Origin of the sequence: Limnohabitans sp. 2KL-27, assembly GCF_001269345.1 — a bacterium.
Classification (GTDB): Bacteria; Pseudomonadota; Gammaproteobacteria; order Burkholderiales; family Burkholderiaceae_C; genus Limnohabitans_A.
On sequence record NZ_CXOP01000002.1, the window covers coordinates 1,774,554 to 1,789,738 of the forward strand.

Sequence of the window (15,185 nt, forward strand, 5' to 3'; positions counted from 1 at the left end):
ATGAACAAGTTGCAAGGCCGTAACGTGGTCGTCGTGGGCACCCAATGGGGCGACGAGGGCAAAGGCAAACTGGTCGACTGGCTGACCGAAAGCGCCCAGGGCGTGGTGCGTTTCCAGGGCGGTCACAACGCGGGCCACACCTTGGTGATCAATGGCGTGAAAACCGCTTTGCACCTGATTCCCAGCGGCATCATGCGCGCAGGCGTCAAGTGCTACATCGGCAACGGTGTGGTTTTGTCGGTGCCCAAGCTGCTCGAAGAAATTGCAGGCCTTGAAAAAGCCGGTGTCGAGGTGCGCTCCCGCTTGCGCGTGAGCGAGGCCTGCCCGCTGATCTTGCCCTACCACGTCGCCCTGGATGTCGGCCGTGAAGCCGCCAAGGAAAAGGCCGGGACCGCCAAAATTGGCACCACCGGTCGTGGCATTGGCCCCGCCTATGAGGACAAGGTGGCGCGCCGTGCCCTGCGCGTGCAGGACCTCAAATACCCCGAACGTTTCGCCACCAAGCTGCGCGAAAACCTGGCTTTGCACAATGAGATCCTGGTCAATATCCTGGGCGCTGCGCCGGTGGACTTTGACAGCACCTACAACGAAGCCATGGCCTACGCCAAAGAGCTGCTGCCCATGGTGGCCGACGTCTCGCGCGAGTTGAACGATGCGCACAAGGCGGGCGCCAATTTGCTGTTTGAAGGCGCACAAGGCACCTTGCTCGATGTGGACCACGGCACATACCCGTTTGTGACGTCCAGCAACTGCGTGGCCGGCAATGCCGCTGCCGGGGCTGGCGTGGGCCCTGGCATGCTGCACTACATTTTGGGCATCACCAAGGCTTATTGCACGCGCGTGGGCGGCGGTCCATTCCCAACCGAACTCGACTGGGAAACCCCAGGCACACCCGGTTACCACATGTCTACCGTGGGCGCTGAAAAAGGCGTGACCACAGGCCGTTCACGCCGCTGCGGCTGGTTCGATGCGGCCTTGCTCAAGCGCAGTGCGCAGGTCAACGGTTTGAGCGGTTTGTGCATCACCAAGCTCGACGTTCTCGACGGTTTGAAAGAGTTGCTGCTGTGCACGGGCTACGAGTTGGACGGCGAAACCATCGACATTTTGCCCATGGGCGCGGACGAAATTGCTCGCTGCAAGCCCATCTACGAAGTGATTCCCGGTTGGACCGAGACCACCGTGGGCGTGACCGAGATGGCCAAGCTGCCGGCCACGGCCCGTTATTACCTGGACCGCATAGCCCAGGTGACCGGTGTGCCCGTTCACGTGGTGTCCACCAGCCCTGACCGCGACCACACCATTTTGTTGCACAACCCCTTTGCGGCCTGATCGCATTCGCCTGATTTTTTTACCCTGACTGATTTTTCAATGGAGTTCACCCCATGTTGACCGAAGACGGCAAGCACCTGTACGTGAGTTACGACGAGTACCACAACCTCATCGAAAAACTCGCCATCAAGATCCATCAATCTGGCTGGCAATTTGACAACATCCTTTGCCTGGCCCGTGGCGGCATGCGCCCCGGCGACATTCTGTCGCGCATCTTTGACAAACCATTGGCCATCATGTCCACCAGCTCGTACCGCGCAGAAGCTGGCACGGTGCAAGGGCATCTGGACATCGCCCGCTACATCACCACCCCCAAAGGCGAGATCGCGGGCAAAGTTTTGCTGGTGGACGATCTGGCCGATACAGGCCACACCCTGCGCGCGGTGGTTGATCAGTTGAAAAACAACTACAAACCTGTGACCGAGTTGCGCACCGCTGTGATCTGGACCAAAGGTGTGTCCACTTTCAAGCCCGATTATTCGGTGGATGATTTGCCCACCAACCCCTGGATTCACCAACCCTTTGAGCCGTATGACAACATGCGCCCCGAGAAGTTGATCGAAAAGTGGAGCGTCTGAGCGCCCTCGGACATACCCTGCCTGAACCGACCACAGCCTCCTTTTGGGAGGCTGTTTGCATTAGGATGCGCGGATGCAAGACGAACCGACAGCTTCCTCATTCATGGGCACCTCGACCGGCCTGATTCACCATCCCTACACACCGCCAGCCGGTTTTGACGCACCCCAGCCGGGTGTGTTCAAGGCCTCGACGGTTTACTTTCCCACCGTGGCTGACATGCGCCAGCGCGAATGGAAAGACAAGTCGGCTTACACCTATGGCCTGCACGGCACGCCCACCACCTACATGCTGGAAGAGCGTTTGTGCAGCTTGGAAGGCGGCCTGCAATGCGTGCTGGTGCCCAGTGGCTTGGCGGCTTTGGCCCTGGTGGCCTTGTCGGTGCTCAAAACCGGCGATGAAGTCCTGATTCCAGACAACGCCTACGGCCCCAACAAGGCGCTGGCCGGTGCTGAGTTGCGGTACTTTGGCATCACGCACCGGTTTTACGATCCGATGGACCCGGATGACCTGTCTGGGCAGATCACCGAACGAACCCGCCTGGTGTGGCTCGAAGCGCCTGGCTCGGTCAGCATGGAGTTTCCCGATTTGCCCGAGATGGTGCGCCGCTGCCGCGAGCGCGGCGTCTTGTGCGCTCTGGACAACACTTGGGGGGCTGGCTTGGCCTTCAAGCCATTTGATTTGCTGGGCGATGGTGCAGGCAGTGAAGGCAGCCTGGCGGTGGACATCAGCGCCCACGCATTGACCAAATACCCCAGCGGCGGCGGTGACGTGTTGATGGGCAGCGTCATCACCCGCGATGCGGCTTTGCACCTTCAGATCAAGCTTTGCCACATGCGACTGGGCTTGGGCGTGGCGGCGAACGACGCCGAAACCGTGCTGCGCTCTTTGCCCAGCATGGCGCTGCGTTATGCCGCGCATGACCAGACCGCCCGCGCCCTGGCCGCCTGGTGGCAAGCGCAGCTGCCATGCACTCAGCTGCTGCACCCGGCCTTTGAAGGGGCACCGGGCCATGCCCATTGGCAGGCCCTGTGCGATCGCGTGCCTGGCACGGGGCTGGCCGCCGGCTTGTTCAGCGTCATGATCGATGCGCGGTTCAGCCAAGCGCAGGTGGACGCGTTTTGTGACGGCCTAAAACTCTTCAAGATCGGCTACAGCTGGGGTGGCCCGGTGAGCTTGGTGGTGCCTTATGACATCGCCTCGATGCGTCAGGCCTGGCCTGGCCATTTGAAGCCCGGCACCCTGGTGCGTTTTTCGACCGGTCTGGAGTCGGCGCATGACTTGATTCTTGACTTGCATCAAGCTGTGCAGGCGCATTTGCCCATGGCCTGAACTCCCCTCTGCCATGTTGGGCAGTTGGGTGGCCCAGGACACACCGAGTTGGGGCTTTTCTGACTGTTCAAAGTGTCTCTGTGGGGGTAACCTGAAAACCTTTGTGATGTCAGATGGATGTGTCCATGAGCACCGATGCCAAGTCTCTTGAAGCTGCCCAGGTGACAGACCTGCCCACGATGGCCTCGCCCTATGAGTTGCCACCGCCCGTAGGGCCGCGCTCGCACATGCGGCCCCTGGGTTTGTCAGATCCTTTTCGTTGGCTGGCGCGGGGCCTGATCGACCTGCGCCAGCACCCGGGCATTGCCTTGTTTTATGGCCTGTGCTTTTGGGGCATGGCGCAGGTGTTGGCCCTGGTGTTCAAGCACAGGCCCGAGTACACCTTGTCGCTGGTTTCTGGCTGTCTGCTGGTGGGGCCGTTCATGGCCATGGGCCTGTACGAGGTCAGCCGCAAACGCGAGCGCGGCGAGTTGCCCGAGATGGCCTCGTCGCTCATGTGCTGGGATCAACACATCCGGAGCATGGCCATGCTGGTGCTGGTCTTGATGGTGCTGGAGCTGCTGTGGGGCAGGGCGTCCCTGGTGGTGTTTGCGGTGTTTTTCAACACCAGCATGCCTTCCACCACGGGGGTGATCGAAGCGGTGTTCAATCCGCAAAACATCGAATTCTTGATGGTTTACCTGGCGGTGGGGGGCGTGTTCGCCGCTTTGGTTTATGGCCTGTCGGTGGTGTCCATCCCCATGATTTTGGACCGCGACACCGATGCCATTTCGGCGGTGCTCACGAGCATGCGGGTGGTTTTTTCGCACCCGGGTGTGATGCTGCTGTGGGGCTTGCTGCTGAGCATTTTGGTGCTGGCGGCCTTGTGGCCTTGGGCCTTGGGCATCATCGTGGTGGGGCCCTGGCTTGGCCATGCCAGCTGGCACGCTTACCGCGGCAGTGTCGAGTGGGAAGAATGCCCTGAAGAAGCTGTTACATTGGGCAGCACAAATTAAAGGAGCCACCTTGGCCACACCCAACTACGGATTCGAAAAACGCCAGAAAGAACTGGCCAAAAAACGCAAAAAAGAAGACAAGCTCAAGGCCAAATCCGACCGCAAATCGGGCCTGTTGCCTGAAGACGGCTCCGAGGTCGATGGTGATGAGGTTGATGCCAACACCGCAGCGCCGGGTGCGGCCGAAACACCCACGCCGGCCCCCTGACACCAGGGGTGCGGCCATCCGCCCTGTCGCCATGTCACTCTGGTTGGCTTAGACCGGTGGGCCTCCAGTTCAGCCAATAAGCCCATGACTGGGCTACAGAACAAGGCTCCTGCAGTCAGGCCGTTGACACCAGTTGCTTGGCCACACCCAGCATGTCCGCCATGCTGTGGCTCGCAGGGGTGACCCGCGGGGCTTGGGCGTAATGCACAAAGTTATGGCCCGTCGATGTCTCGTAGCCTGGGTCGTAATGGCCTGAGAGCAACTCGGTCACCACCTCGCGCATTTCGCCCCGCTCGATGCGTTCTTGCCAGCCTTGCACCACGGCCTTGCCGCGCAGGGCCGTGAGGCGCTCCAGCCGGTCGGCAAAAAGGGCACGGTCGTGTGTGAAGAACGCATAGTCCTCCAGCAGCAAATTCACCCGATTCTCCAGCGACAGGTCCACCTTCAGGCATGGGCTGGCCCGCATGGCGGCCATCAGCGCATCGGGTACCGCCAGATTGCCCACCTTTTTGCTTTCGGCTTCGACGAACACCGGGCGATCGGCACTGAAGCCGCGTAAGGCGTCCCACACCTGCGTGTCAAACGCCTTTTGGGTGGGCTGCGGCGTACCGGGAATCAGGCCCAGCACCGAGCTGCGGTGGCAGGCAATGGCTTCGAGGTCCAGTACCTGCGCGCCTTCTTGCGCCAGCGCTTGCAGCATGCGCGTTTTGCCCGAACCGGTGGGCCCGCACAGCACCTTGAACTGCAGGCGCTGAGCTTGGCGGGGTGTGTCTTCCATCACCTCTTTGCGAAAGGCCTTGTAGCCGCCTTCAATGAGGTGCACCTTGAAGCCAATTTGCCCCAGGATCAATGCCAGCGAGTTGCTGCGCTTGCCCCCGCGCCAGCAATACACCAGAGGCTGCCAGTTGCGCGGCTTGTCCATCACCTGGGTTTCGATGTGGCGGGCGATGTTTTTCGCGACCAGCGCTGCGCCGACCTTTTGCGCCTCAAAAGGGTTGACTTGCTTGTACAGCGTGCCCACCCGGATGCGCTCTTCGTTGTTCAGCGATGGCCAACTCAAGGCGCCAGGCAAGCGGTCTTCGGCGTGTTCGCCTTCGGAGCGGGCGTCGAGGATCGCATCGAATTGGTCCAGTCGGGCCATGGCATCGGAGGCTGAGATCAGGTGAAGGCTCATTTCAATTGTTTTTTCAAAGTGGGCCAGACGTTGGCCAGCATGCGCGGCTGCGCGGCTTCGTTGGGGTGGATGCGGTCGGGCTGGAACCATTTGAGCGGATCGGGGTCGTCGCCCACGCCTTTCAAAAAGAAAGGGACCAGCGCCACCTTTTGGGTTTTGGCGACTTGGGCATAGGCCGCTTCAAACTGACGCGCCATGTCGGGGCCGTAATTGGGCGGCATTTGCATGCCCAGCAGCAGAACTTGGGCGCCGGCGGCTTGGGCTTGCTGCGTCATGGCCAGCAAATTGCCTTGCGTCAGGGTCATGGGCAGGCCGCGCAGTGCATCGTTGCCGCCCAGCTCAATGACCACATGGGTGGGCTGGTGACGCTTGAGCAGGGCAGGCAGGCGAGATCGCCCGCCCGAGGTGGTGTCGCCACTGATGCTGGCGTTGATGACTTCTACGCCAGGCTTTTCTTGTGCCAATTGTTTTTGCAGCAAGGCCACCCAACCCGTGCCCCGGGTCAGGCCGTACTCGGCGCTCAAAGAATCGCCGAGAACCAAAATGCGCTGGGCTGAAGTGGCGTGGGCCGACGCGGCAAAGCCCCAGCTGACAAGGGCAAGCAGGGTCCAGTTAAAGTGGCGACGTCTCAACAAAGGTTTGTGCATGCCTGAATCCATCATTGCCGTGCGTGGCGTTTCCAAAAGTGTGCAAGACGCCAGTGGGCAGCTGGACATTTTGCGCGATATCGATTTCTCATTGAACGCCGGGGAAACAGCCGCCATTGTCGGCGCTTCCGGCTCGGGCAAAAGCACCTTGCTCGCCATCCTCGCAGGTTTGGACACGCCCAGCAGCGGGCAGGTGGTGCTGGCGGGGCAATCGCTGTTTGATTTGTCCGAAGACCAACGCGCTGCTGTGCGGGCCCAGCATGTGGGTTTTGTGTTCCAGAGCTTTCAGCTCATGCCCAACCTCACGGCGCTCGAGAACGTGATGCTGCCTTTGGAATTGGCCGATCGCCCCGATGCCCGCAGCACCGCCACCGCCATGCTGCAGCGCGTGGGTTTGGGCGAGCGCTTGAAACACTTGCCCAAAGTCTTGTCGGGCGGTGAGCAGCAGCGCGTGGCCCTGGCCCGCGCTTTTGTGGTGCAGCCCGATTTGCTGCTGGCCGATGAACCGACAGGGAGCTTGGACCACGCCACTGGCGAGGCCATCATGGACTTGATGTTCGCGCTCAACCGTGAGCAGGGCACCACCTTGGTCCTGGTCACGCATGATCGACAGTTGGCCGCGCGCTGTGAGCGCAGCCTGGTGATTCAGGCGGGGCGGTTGGCTGAGGCCCCGGGCGCAGTGGCTGACCAACGATAATCGGGCCATGTCATCCCACAAAGTGCTGTTCGGCTTCCATGCCGTGGGCGTTCGCCTGAAGATCGCTCCCCAATCCGTTGTTGAAATCCATTACGAGGTCACCCGCCGCGACGCCCGCATGCGGCAGTTCATCGACAAAGCCCGAGATTCCGGCATGCGCCTGATCGAGTCGGACAATGAGCGCTTGGGCAAACTGATCGGCGGCCACGGTCACCAAGGCGTGGTGGCACTGGTCACGCCCATGCCGCAAAACCATTCGCTCGATGATCTGCTCGACACCGTGCAAGGCCCGCCCTTGCTTTTGGTGCTGGATGGTGTGACCGACCCGCACAACCTGGGCGCTTGCCTGCGCGTGGCCGATGGCGCAGGCGCGCACGCCGTGATCGCACCCAAGGACCACGCGGCCGGCATCAACGCCACCGTGGCCAAAGTGGCCAGCGGTGCGGCCGAAACCATGCCGTATTTCATGGTCACCAACCTGGCGCGCACCTTGGGCGAACTCAAGGAGCGCAGCATCTGGGTGATTGGCACCAGCGGCGACGCGCCACGCAGCATTTACCAAGCCGACCTGAAAGTGCCCACCGCTTTGGTGCTGGGGGCCGAGGGCGATGGCATGCGCCAGCTGACCCGCAAAAACTGCGACGAGTTGGTCAGCATTCCTATGCGCGGCGCCGTGGAGAGCCTGAATGTCTCGGTGGCCAGCGGTGTGTGCCTGTACGAGGCACTGCGCCAGCGCACTTGATGTGGCTGCCTCTGCGGCTTTGCGCGGGTTTAGCATGACCGTTTGTGCCAGACCGCACATTCGCGAGCAGGATCTCGCTCTGACAGCAGCCACAATGACCATTGACACAGGAGTTGCATCATGCAAAAAAAGTTCACCCGCCTCACGCTGATCGCCGCAGTGCTGTCGAGCGTTTTTTTGGCCGCCTGTACCCAGGAGCAACAAAACAAGATCAGCCGTGACATCCAGAACTGGACCGGCACCAATGGGGTGTTGGAGGTTTATGCCGGAGACAAGTTGGTGCGCCGCTTTCTGAAAGTGGACAAGATCAGCACAGCCTTGGGTACCGATGACAAAGCGCCGCGCGCTTACCGTTACGGTTACGGCGTGCTCGATGAAAACCTGAACATGATCGCCGACCCTGACGAGAAAAAAGTGTATTTCGAGGTCAGTGATTTCTCGAACACGGTGTTCTTCGAAAACCCGCGTTGACCGGACTTAAATCCAGCCCAAGCTGCCGAGCAGGGCGCCCAGGCCAATCAGCCACAGCATGTGCACTCGGGTACGCCAAACCACCCAGGTGGTGAACAGGGTCAGGGCGTACAAAGGCCAATCGCGAGTCGGCTGGTCGTTGCTGAGGGTGAGCAGCCAAGCCGTGGCCAGCAAAAGCGCGATCACGATGGGGGCCATGCCGGATTTGAAGGCCCGAATGCCCAAGTTCTCGCGGTGTTGGTGTGCCCACCGCGTGGCCGTGTAGGTCAGGATGGAAGAGGGCAGCATGATGCCCAGCATGGCCACCCCCACACCCAAGAAGCCCATACCCGCACTGAGCCATCCCCCACCCAAGCCGGCCCCGGCGTTCAAGCCCACGTTCCAGCCCATCAAGGCCACGAACAAGACATTGGGCCCCGGTGCAGCTTGCGCCAGCGCAATAGAGGCATTGAATTGCGCCTCACTCAGCCAGTGCGTATCGTCGACCAGGTAGCGGTGCATATCGGGCGCGGTGGTGATCGCGCCCCCCACAGCCAGCAGCGACAAAGCCGCAAAATGGTTGAACAGGTTCAGCCAGTCCGCTGCGGTGAGTTGCAAAACCGGGTTCATGGGGCCTTGGCTGCGCTTCGCGCTTGCAGGAACAGTTGCCTGTACGCCCAGCCACAGGCTACCAGTCCTGTGCCCAGCAGGACATAAGCCAAGGGCCAACGCAGCAAGCCGACCCCTGCGAAACTGGCTGCCGACAGTCCGATGCAAACCGGCATGCCCATGGGGTTGCTGCGCAAGGTGCCGATCAATTTCAGACCTACGGCCGCAATCAGTCCGGCCGACACCGCGCCCATGCCACGCAAAGCGCCCTGCGCCCAAAGGGCATCCGATACCCCCGCGAAGGCCGCAGCCAGCAACAAAACCACCACCAATGGGGCGATCAGCATGCCCGCCAAACCTGCCAAGGCGCCGGGCAAGCCAAAGTAACGGCCGCCAATCATCAAGGACAGATTGACCACATTCGGGCCCGGCATGATTTGAGCCACCGCCCAGTCTTCGACAAATTGCTCGCGGGTCATCCAGCGTTTTTTCTCGACCAGCTCGCGCTGCACCACGGCCAACACACCGCCAAAGCCCTGCAAGGCCAAGAGGGTGAAGGTCACAAAAAGATCGGTTTTGGAGCTGGGTTGGTTCAGCGGTGCGGTTTCTGGCATGGCGGGCATTATCGTTGCGGTTTCATCCGGCCTGCTCGGCGTCCAGCCACACCAACTGGCCACGACCGCTCTCGCTCAGGCGTTCCACCAGCGCGGAAGCTTGGGTTTCGGGCAGTGCAAAGCGCAAGCGCACCACGCTGCCGTGCGCCACGTCCTGCAGCTGGGCTTTGGCCTGTTCCAGCTCGCGGCGCACCAAGCCTTCGAGCGCGTAGGGCACGCTGCAGGCCAGCTGGGTCTGTGCAATCCGCTGCACCTTCTCAGCTGTCAGAAGGGCTTGTGCTACGGCATCGGTGTAGGCCCGTACCAAGCCGCCTGCGCCCAGCTTGACGCCACCAAAGTAACGCACCACCGAGGCCATCACCCCTTCCAGGTCTTGATGCCGGAGCACCTCCAGCATCGGGCGTCCTGCCGTGCCGCCGGGCTCACCATCGTCGTTGGCCGCCGACTGGCCGCCGGCCAGCAAGGCCCAGCACACATGGGCCGCATCGGGGTGCTTGGCCTTGAGCTGGGCCACTCTGGCCTGAGCTTCCACTCGACCGGGCATGGGCTCCACGCAAGCGATGAAACGGCTTTTCTTGATGACCAATTCGTGGTGGGCGGGTGTGGCGAGGGAAAAGGGCATTCAGGGATTGTCGGGCAAGCTGTGCTGATCTGGCCGCTGTGGTTGGATACGCACCGCATGGAATACCCACCAGCCCCGTGAGCCCACCCCCAAACCCCTACACTAGCAGGTTATCCCGATACTGAGCCCATGAACGCCTTCACCGACGTCTCTTTTTTCCCGCGCGACGCCAAACCGCTGACCAGTTACCGCAAGTACTGGGCGCAGCGCTTTGGCACGGCCCCGTTTTTGCCGATGAGCCGCGAAGAAATGACCCAACTGGGCTGGGACAGCTGCGACATCATCATCGTCACGGGCGACGCCTATGTGGACCATCCCAGTTTTGGCATGTCGGTCATTGGCCGCATGCTCGAAAACCAGGGTTTTCGGGTCGGCATCATTGCCCAGCCGGACTGGACCAGCGCCGACCCCTTCAAGGCCTTGGGCAAACCCAACCTGTTTTGGGGCGTGACCAGCGGCAACATGGATTCCATGATCAACCGCTACACGGCGGACCGCAAAATCCGCACCGACGACGCCTACACCCCCGGTGACGTGGGCGGCCAACGGCCCGACCGTGCGGCCATCGTCTACAGCCAGCGCTGTCGCGAGGCCTTTCCTGAAGTGCCCATCGTGCTCGGCGGCATCGAAGGCAGCCTGCGCCGCATCGCGCATTACGACTACTGGTCTGACAAGGTGCGCCGCTCGGTCGTGGTGGACAGCAAGTGCGACTTGCTTTTGTATGGCAACGCCGAGCGCGCGATTGTCGAGATCGCCCACCGCTTGGCCGCCCGCGAGCCCGTACAACAAATCACCGATGTGCGCGGCACCGCCTTTGTGCGCCGTGAAACGCCAGAGGGCTGGTTCGAGATCGATTCCACCAGCGTGGATACGCCTGGCCATGTGGAAGCGCACATCAACCCCTACTTGATGATTTCCGACCAAGCACGTGAGCAAGGTGCGTCCTGCGCCCGTGAAGAAGAGGCCAAGGAAGTGGCCGAAGGACACAATACGCAAAACGTGGAACGCGATTTGTCGGCTGCCGTGGCCCAGTCTCGCACCGTGCAAGCCGCCATCCAGCCGCTCACCTTTGTGCCCAATCCCGCCCTGCGCGGCAAAGGCACGCACAAAGTCCCGCCCCGCGACAAGAGCGTGATCCGTTTGCCCAGTTACGAGCAGGTCAAGCAAGATGCCGTGCTCTATGCCCACGCCAACCGCGTGCTGCACCTGGAGACCAACCCCGGCAACGCGCGTTGCCTGGTGCAAGCGCATGGCGAAGGCCACACCGCGCGCGACGTGTGGATCACGCCGCCGCCCATCCCGCTCACCACCGCCGAGATGGATTTGGTGTTTGACCTGCCCTACGCCCGCAGCCCGCACCCGCGCTATGCCGACGAGAACGGCAGCCACGATCACGCGACCAAGATCCCCGCTTGGGAGATGATCCGTTTTTCGGTGAACATCATGCGCGGCTGCTTTGGCGGCTGCACCTTCTGTTCCATCACCGAGCACGAAGGCCGCATCATCCAAAGCCGCTCAGAGGAGTCGGTCATTCGGGAGGTGGAAGACATCCGCGACAAGGTCAAAGGCTTCACCGGTGTGATTTCTGACCTGGGCGGCCCCACGGCCAATATGTACCGCTTGGGCTGCCGCAGCCCCGAGATCGAATCGGCCTGCCGAAAACCCAGTTGCGTGTTCCCCGGCATCTGCCAGAACCTGACCACCGACCACGGCCCGCTGATCAACATGTACCGCCGGGCGCGCAACTTGAAGGGCATCAAGAAAATCTTGATCGGCTCGGGCCTGCGTTACGACCTGGCCGTGCAGTCGCCCGAGTATGTGAAAGAACTGGTGCAGCACCACGTGGGCGGCTACCTCAAGATTGCGCCCGAGCACACCGAGGGCGGCCCGCTGTCCAAGATGATGAAGCCGGGCATCGGCACCTACGACCGCTTCAAGTCGATGTTCGACAAGTACAGCGAAGAAGTGGGCAAAAAGCAGTTCCTCATCCCGTACTTCATCGCCGCCCACCCGGGCACCAGCGACGAAGACATGATGAACCTGGCGGTTTGGCTCAAAAAGAACGGTTTTCGGGCCGACCAGGTGCAGACCTTCTACCCCAGCCCCATGGCCACGGCCACGGCCATGTACCACTCCACCCGCAACCCGTTGCGCAAAATCACCCGCGACAGCGAAAAGGTGGACGTGGTCAAGGGCGACAAACGCCGCCGTCTGCACAAAGCGTTTTTGCGCTACCACGACGCCACCAACTGGCCGCTGCTGCGCGAAGCCCTCAAGGCCATGGGCCGCTCAGACTTGATTGGGAACGGCAAACACCATCTGATTCCGAACTGGCAGCCGCTGGCCGAAGAAGGTTACCAAAGCGCCCGACGCAAAAACAGCACGGGTGCAGGAGCCAAGTCATCGGTCTCGCTCTCCACAACACCCAAGCGTTCGGGTCAGCCGAAAAAAGGCCAGTTGCTCACCCAGCACACTGGGCTGCCGCCACGCAAGCGGACTTGAGCTTCGGCAAGATCGGTCACTTGCTGAAGTGGTGGTCTGCGGTGTGGCTCATGCAGGGGTCAGCGCCGCCAACAATTCCGTCTCGATTTCGATTTGCGCCTTGTTTTGTTGCAACTCAGGGCCGCTGATCAGGAAGGTGTCTTCCACGCGTTCGCCCAAGGTGCTGATCTTGGCCAGTTGCAGGTGGATGCCGTGGCGGGCCAGCACGCTGGCGATGCTGTAGAGCAAGCCAATGCGGTCACTGGCAGAAATGCTGAGCAGCCAGTTTTGTCCTTTTTCATCGGGCTGCAAGCTGACCCGCGGTGTGACCGGAAAGCTCTTGACGCGGCGTGAGACACGGCCGCGTGTGGGGGCGGGCAAGGGGCTTTGCTTTTCCAGGGTCTGCGCCAGACCCGACTCGACCATGGTCATCAACTCTCGGTAATGCTCGGGCAGCATGGACGTGACGATCTGGAAGGTGTCCAGCGCCCAGCCGGTGCGTGTGGTGTGGATCTTGGCATCCAGAATGCTGAAGCCCGATTGGTCAAAATGACCGCAAATGCGGGCGAACAAATCAGGCTGATCGGGGGTGTAGACCAGCACCTGCAGGCCCTCGCCCAATGGCGAGATGCGGGCGCGCACGATGGTGCGGGGCTGGCCTGGGCTGGCCAAGGCCACATGGCGCGACAACTGCCGTGCATGCCAGGCGATGTCCGAAGCGTCATGGCGCATGAAATAACCCACGTCCAAGGTGTCCCACAAAGCCTTTTGCCCCTCGTGCGGCTGGGCCTGACGGGCCAGTTCGATCAAGGCTTCACGTTTACGGGCTTCGACCTCTGCGTTGGCGTCGGGTGCCCGCCCACCCAGCACGCGCAGGGTTGATTTGTACAAGTCTTCCAGCAGCTTGCCTTTCCAGGCGTTCCACACTTTGGGGCTGGTGCCACGGATATCGGCCACGGTCAGCAAGTACAGGGCCGTCAGGCGTCGCTCATTGCCCACCCGTTGCGCAAACCGGGCGATGACTTCGGGGTCGCTCAGGTCTTCCTTTTGGGCCACATGGCTCATGGTCAGGTGTTCGCCCACTAAAAATTCGATCAGTTGCGCATCGTTTTTGTCGACCAGGTGCTGACGACAGAATGTGCGTACTTCGGTGATGCCGAGTTTGGAGTGGTCCCCACCCCGGCCTTTGGCGATGTCGTGAAACAGGGCCGCGGTGTACAAAATCCAAGGCTTGTCCCAGCCCCCGGCCAGTTGAGAGCAAAAAGGGTATTCATGGGCATGCTCGGCCATGAAAAAGCGCCGCACATTGCGCAGCACCATCAGAATGTGTTGGTCCACCGTGTAGGCATGGAACAGGTCGTGCTGCATCTGGCCCACGATGCGGCGAAAGACCCACAGGTAGCGCCCCAGCACCGAGGTTTCGTTCATCAGCCGCAGCGCGTGCATGATGCCTTGGGGCTGCTGCAAAATCTGCAAAAACGTCTGCCGGTTGACCGGATCGGCCCGAAAGCGCCCGTTCATGATGGCCCGAACGTTGTACAGCGCCCGCAGTGTGCGGGCCGACAAACCCTTGACACCCGGCGTGCTCTGGTACAACAAAAAGGTTTCCAAAATCGCGTGTGGGTGCTTTTGATACAGGTCGTCGCTGGCCACTTCGATCAGGCCCACTTTTTCAAAAAATCGCTCGTTCAACGGGCGGAAGTCGCTGAGCGTTTCGCCCCGGTCGGCTTGGAGCCGGTCTTCGATGTTGAGCAACAAAATCTGGTTGAGCTGGGTCACCGCCTTGGCGGCCCAATAGTATTGGCGCATCAGTTTTTCGCTGGCGCGCAGGGCCAAACGCCCCTCGGGTGTCACGTCAGAGCTGTAGCCAAAGGACTCGGCCACATTGGTTTGCAGGTCAAACACCAGCCGGTCTTCGCGCCGTCGGGCCTGCAAATGCAAGCGGGCGCGGATCAAACCCAGCAGCGCTTCGTTGCGCTTGATCTGTCGCGCTTCCAACGCCGTGGCCAGGCCTTTGCGGGCCAGTTCGTCCCAACTGTGGCCGAGGCCTGCAGCGCGGGCCACCCATAAAATCACCTGCAAATCACGCAAGCCCCCGGGCGACTCCTTGCAGTTGGGCTCCAGCGCATAGGGCGTGTCTTCGTATTTGGTGTGGCGCTGGTGCATTTCGAGGGTTTTGGCCACCCAAAAAGCCTGCGGATCCATGGCCGCCTGGAACTGTTGTTGAAACTCGCAGAACAAGCGGGTGTTGCCGGTCACACGGCGAGACTCCAAGAGCGAGGTCTGCACCGTGATGTCTTTGGCCGACTCGGCCAGGCACTCGCTGAGGGTGCGCACGCTGGAGCCGATCTCCAGGCCCGTATCCCAGCAGCTGCCAATGAAGCGCTCCAGCTGGCCCTGCAATTCGGGCGAAGACTCGGGCGACAGGCCATCGGGCAGGAGCACCAGCACGTCCACATCGGAAGCAGGAAACAGCTCGGCCCGGCCAAAACCACCCACTGCCACCAGGCTCAGTTCGGGGGCAAAACCAGCGTTTTCCCACAGCTGGATCAGCAAGCCGTCGGCCAGGATGGACAGTTGCCGCAGCGTTTGTTTCAGGCCCCGAACCGCTGCGCCGCTGTTGGCCAGGGTTTGCAATACCGCGGCCTTGTCGCGTTTGTAGGTGTCACGCAACGTGGCCAGGCTGGCCTGCTGGGCCTGGGCGCTCAT

The 15,185-nt window shown here is 61.4% G+C and carries 15 protein-coding genes; 9 read left to right on the forward strand and 6 right to left on the reverse strand.

What is annotated here, in order from left to right:
- The 5 genes from LHAB_RS11325 to LHAB_RS11345 all read left to right on the forward strand — a co-directional run bounded on the left by LHAB_RS11325 (position 1) and on the right by LHAB_RS11345 (position 4,440).
- Entirely contained in the window at positions 1 to 1,329 is a 1,329-nt protein-coding gene (locus LHAB_RS11325; protein WP_090046423.1) for an adenylosuccinate synthase, read from the forward strand.
- 53 nt (positions 1,330 to 1,382) lie between these two features.
- Complete coding sequence (locus LHAB_RS11330) at positions 1,383 to 1,907, forward strand: phosphoribosyltransferase (RefSeq protein ID WP_090046425.1); 525 nt, start codon at positions 1,383 to 1,385, stop codon at positions 1,905 to 1,907.
- A 73-nt stretch (positions 1,908 to 1,980) separates the two neighbouring features.
- Positions 1,981 to 3,237, forward strand: a complete 1,257-nt coding sequence (locus LHAB_RS11335) for a PLP-dependent transferase (RefSeq protein WP_090046427.1) — start codon at positions 1,981 to 1,983, stop codon at positions 3,235 to 3,237.
- Between the two features lie 125 nt (positions 3,238 to 3,362).
- The gene (locus LHAB_RS11340) at positions 3,363 to 4,232 is read left to right on the forward strand and encodes a DUF2189 domain-containing protein (RefSeq protein ID WP_194943165.1); all 870 of its coding nucleotides are present in this window, start codon (positions 3,363 to 3,365) and stop codon (positions 4,230 to 4,232) included.
- Between the two features lie 10 nt (positions 4,233 to 4,242).
- Complete coding sequence (locus LHAB_RS11345) at positions 4,243 to 4,440, forward strand: hypothetical protein (RefSeq protein ID WP_090046429.1); 198 nt, start codon at positions 4,243 to 4,245, stop codon at positions 4,438 to 4,440.
- A gap of 115 nt (positions 4,441 to 4,555) precedes the next feature.
- On the opposite strand, the gene mnmH is transcribed toward LHAB_RS11345, so the two are convergent.
- Together mnmH and LHAB_RS11355 are read right to left on the reverse strand one after the other, a co-directional pair.
- Positions 4,556 to 5,614: a tRNA 2-selenouridine(34) synthase MnmH gene (mnmH, locus tag LHAB_RS11350; RefSeq protein ID WP_090046431.1), complete on the reverse strand. Its 1,059-nt coding sequence runs from the start codon at positions 5,612 to 5,614 to the stop codon at positions 4,556 to 4,558.
- The gene (locus tag LHAB_RS11355) at positions 5,611 to 6,261 is read right to left on the reverse strand and encodes an arylesterase (protein ID WP_090046433.1); all 651 of its coding nucleotides are present in this window, start codon (positions 6,259 to 6,261) and stop codon (positions 5,611 to 5,613) included. Before LHAB_RS11355 ends, mnmH begins: the two co-directional genes overlap by 4 nt.
- Between LHAB_RS11355 and LHAB_RS11360 the strand changes: the two genes are divergently transcribed.
- From LHAB_RS11360 to LHAB_RS11370, 3 genes are all read left to right on the forward strand, one after another.
- On the forward strand, positions 6,260 to 6,958 hold the full coding sequence (locus LHAB_RS11360; protein WP_090046435.1) for an ABC transporter ATP-binding protein: 699 nt from the start codon (positions 6,260 to 6,262) through the stop codon (positions 6,956 to 6,958). The genes LHAB_RS11355 and LHAB_RS11360 overlap by 2 nt on opposite strands.
- 7 nt (positions 6,959 to 6,965) lie before the next feature.
- Positions 6,966 to 7,700 carry a 23S rRNA (guanosine(2251)-2'-O)-methyltransferase RlmB gene (gene rlmB / locus LHAB_RS11365; protein WP_090046437.1) on the forward strand — a complete coding sequence of 245 codons (735 nt, stop codon included), beginning with the start codon at positions 6,966 to 6,968 and terminating at the stop codon, positions 7,698 to 7,700.
- A gap of 120 nt (positions 7,701 to 7,820) precedes the next feature.
- Positions 7,821 to 8,171: a hypothetical protein gene (locus LHAB_RS11370; protein ID WP_090046439.1), complete on the forward strand. Its 351-nt coding sequence runs from the start codon at positions 7,821 to 7,823 to the stop codon at positions 8,169 to 8,171.
- 6 nt (positions 8,172 to 8,177) lie between these two features.
- Here the strand turns inward: LHAB_RS11370 and LHAB_RS11375 are convergent, their stop codons facing one another.
- From LHAB_RS11375 to LHAB_RS11385, 3 genes are read right to left on the reverse strand one after another with little or no spacing between them, the layout of a single operon-like run.
- Entirely contained in the window at positions 8,178 to 8,780 is a 603-nt protein-coding gene (locus tag LHAB_RS11375) for a chromate transporter (RefSeq protein WP_090046440.1), read from the reverse strand.
- A complete protein-coding gene (locus LHAB_RS11380) occupies positions 8,777 to 9,382 on the reverse strand; it encodes a chromate transporter (protein WP_090046442.1) in 606 nt (201 codons plus the stop codon). Before LHAB_RS11380 ends, LHAB_RS11375 begins: the two co-directional genes overlap by 4 nt.
- Positions 9,383 to 9,395: 13 nt before the next feature.
- Positions 9,396 to 9,995, reverse strand: coding sequence for an IMPACT family protein (locus LHAB_RS11385; protein ID WP_090046444.1), 600 nt, complete (start codon positions 9,993 to 9,995; stop codon positions 9,396 to 9,398).
- A 129-nt stretch (positions 9,996 to 10,124) separates the two neighbouring features.
- Between LHAB_RS11385 and LHAB_RS11390 the strand changes: the two genes are divergently transcribed.
- A complete protein-coding gene (locus LHAB_RS11390; RefSeq protein ID WP_090046446.1) occupies positions 10,125 to 12,497 on the forward strand; it encodes a YgiQ family radical SAM protein in 2,373 nt (790 codons plus the stop codon).
- 48 nt (positions 12,498 to 12,545) lie between these two features.
- On the opposite strand, the gene LHAB_RS11395 is transcribed toward LHAB_RS11390, so the two are convergent.
- Entirely contained in the window at positions 12,546 to 15,185 is a 2,640-nt protein-coding gene (locus LHAB_RS11395) for a [protein-PII] uridylyltransferase (protein WP_090046448.1), read from the reverse strand.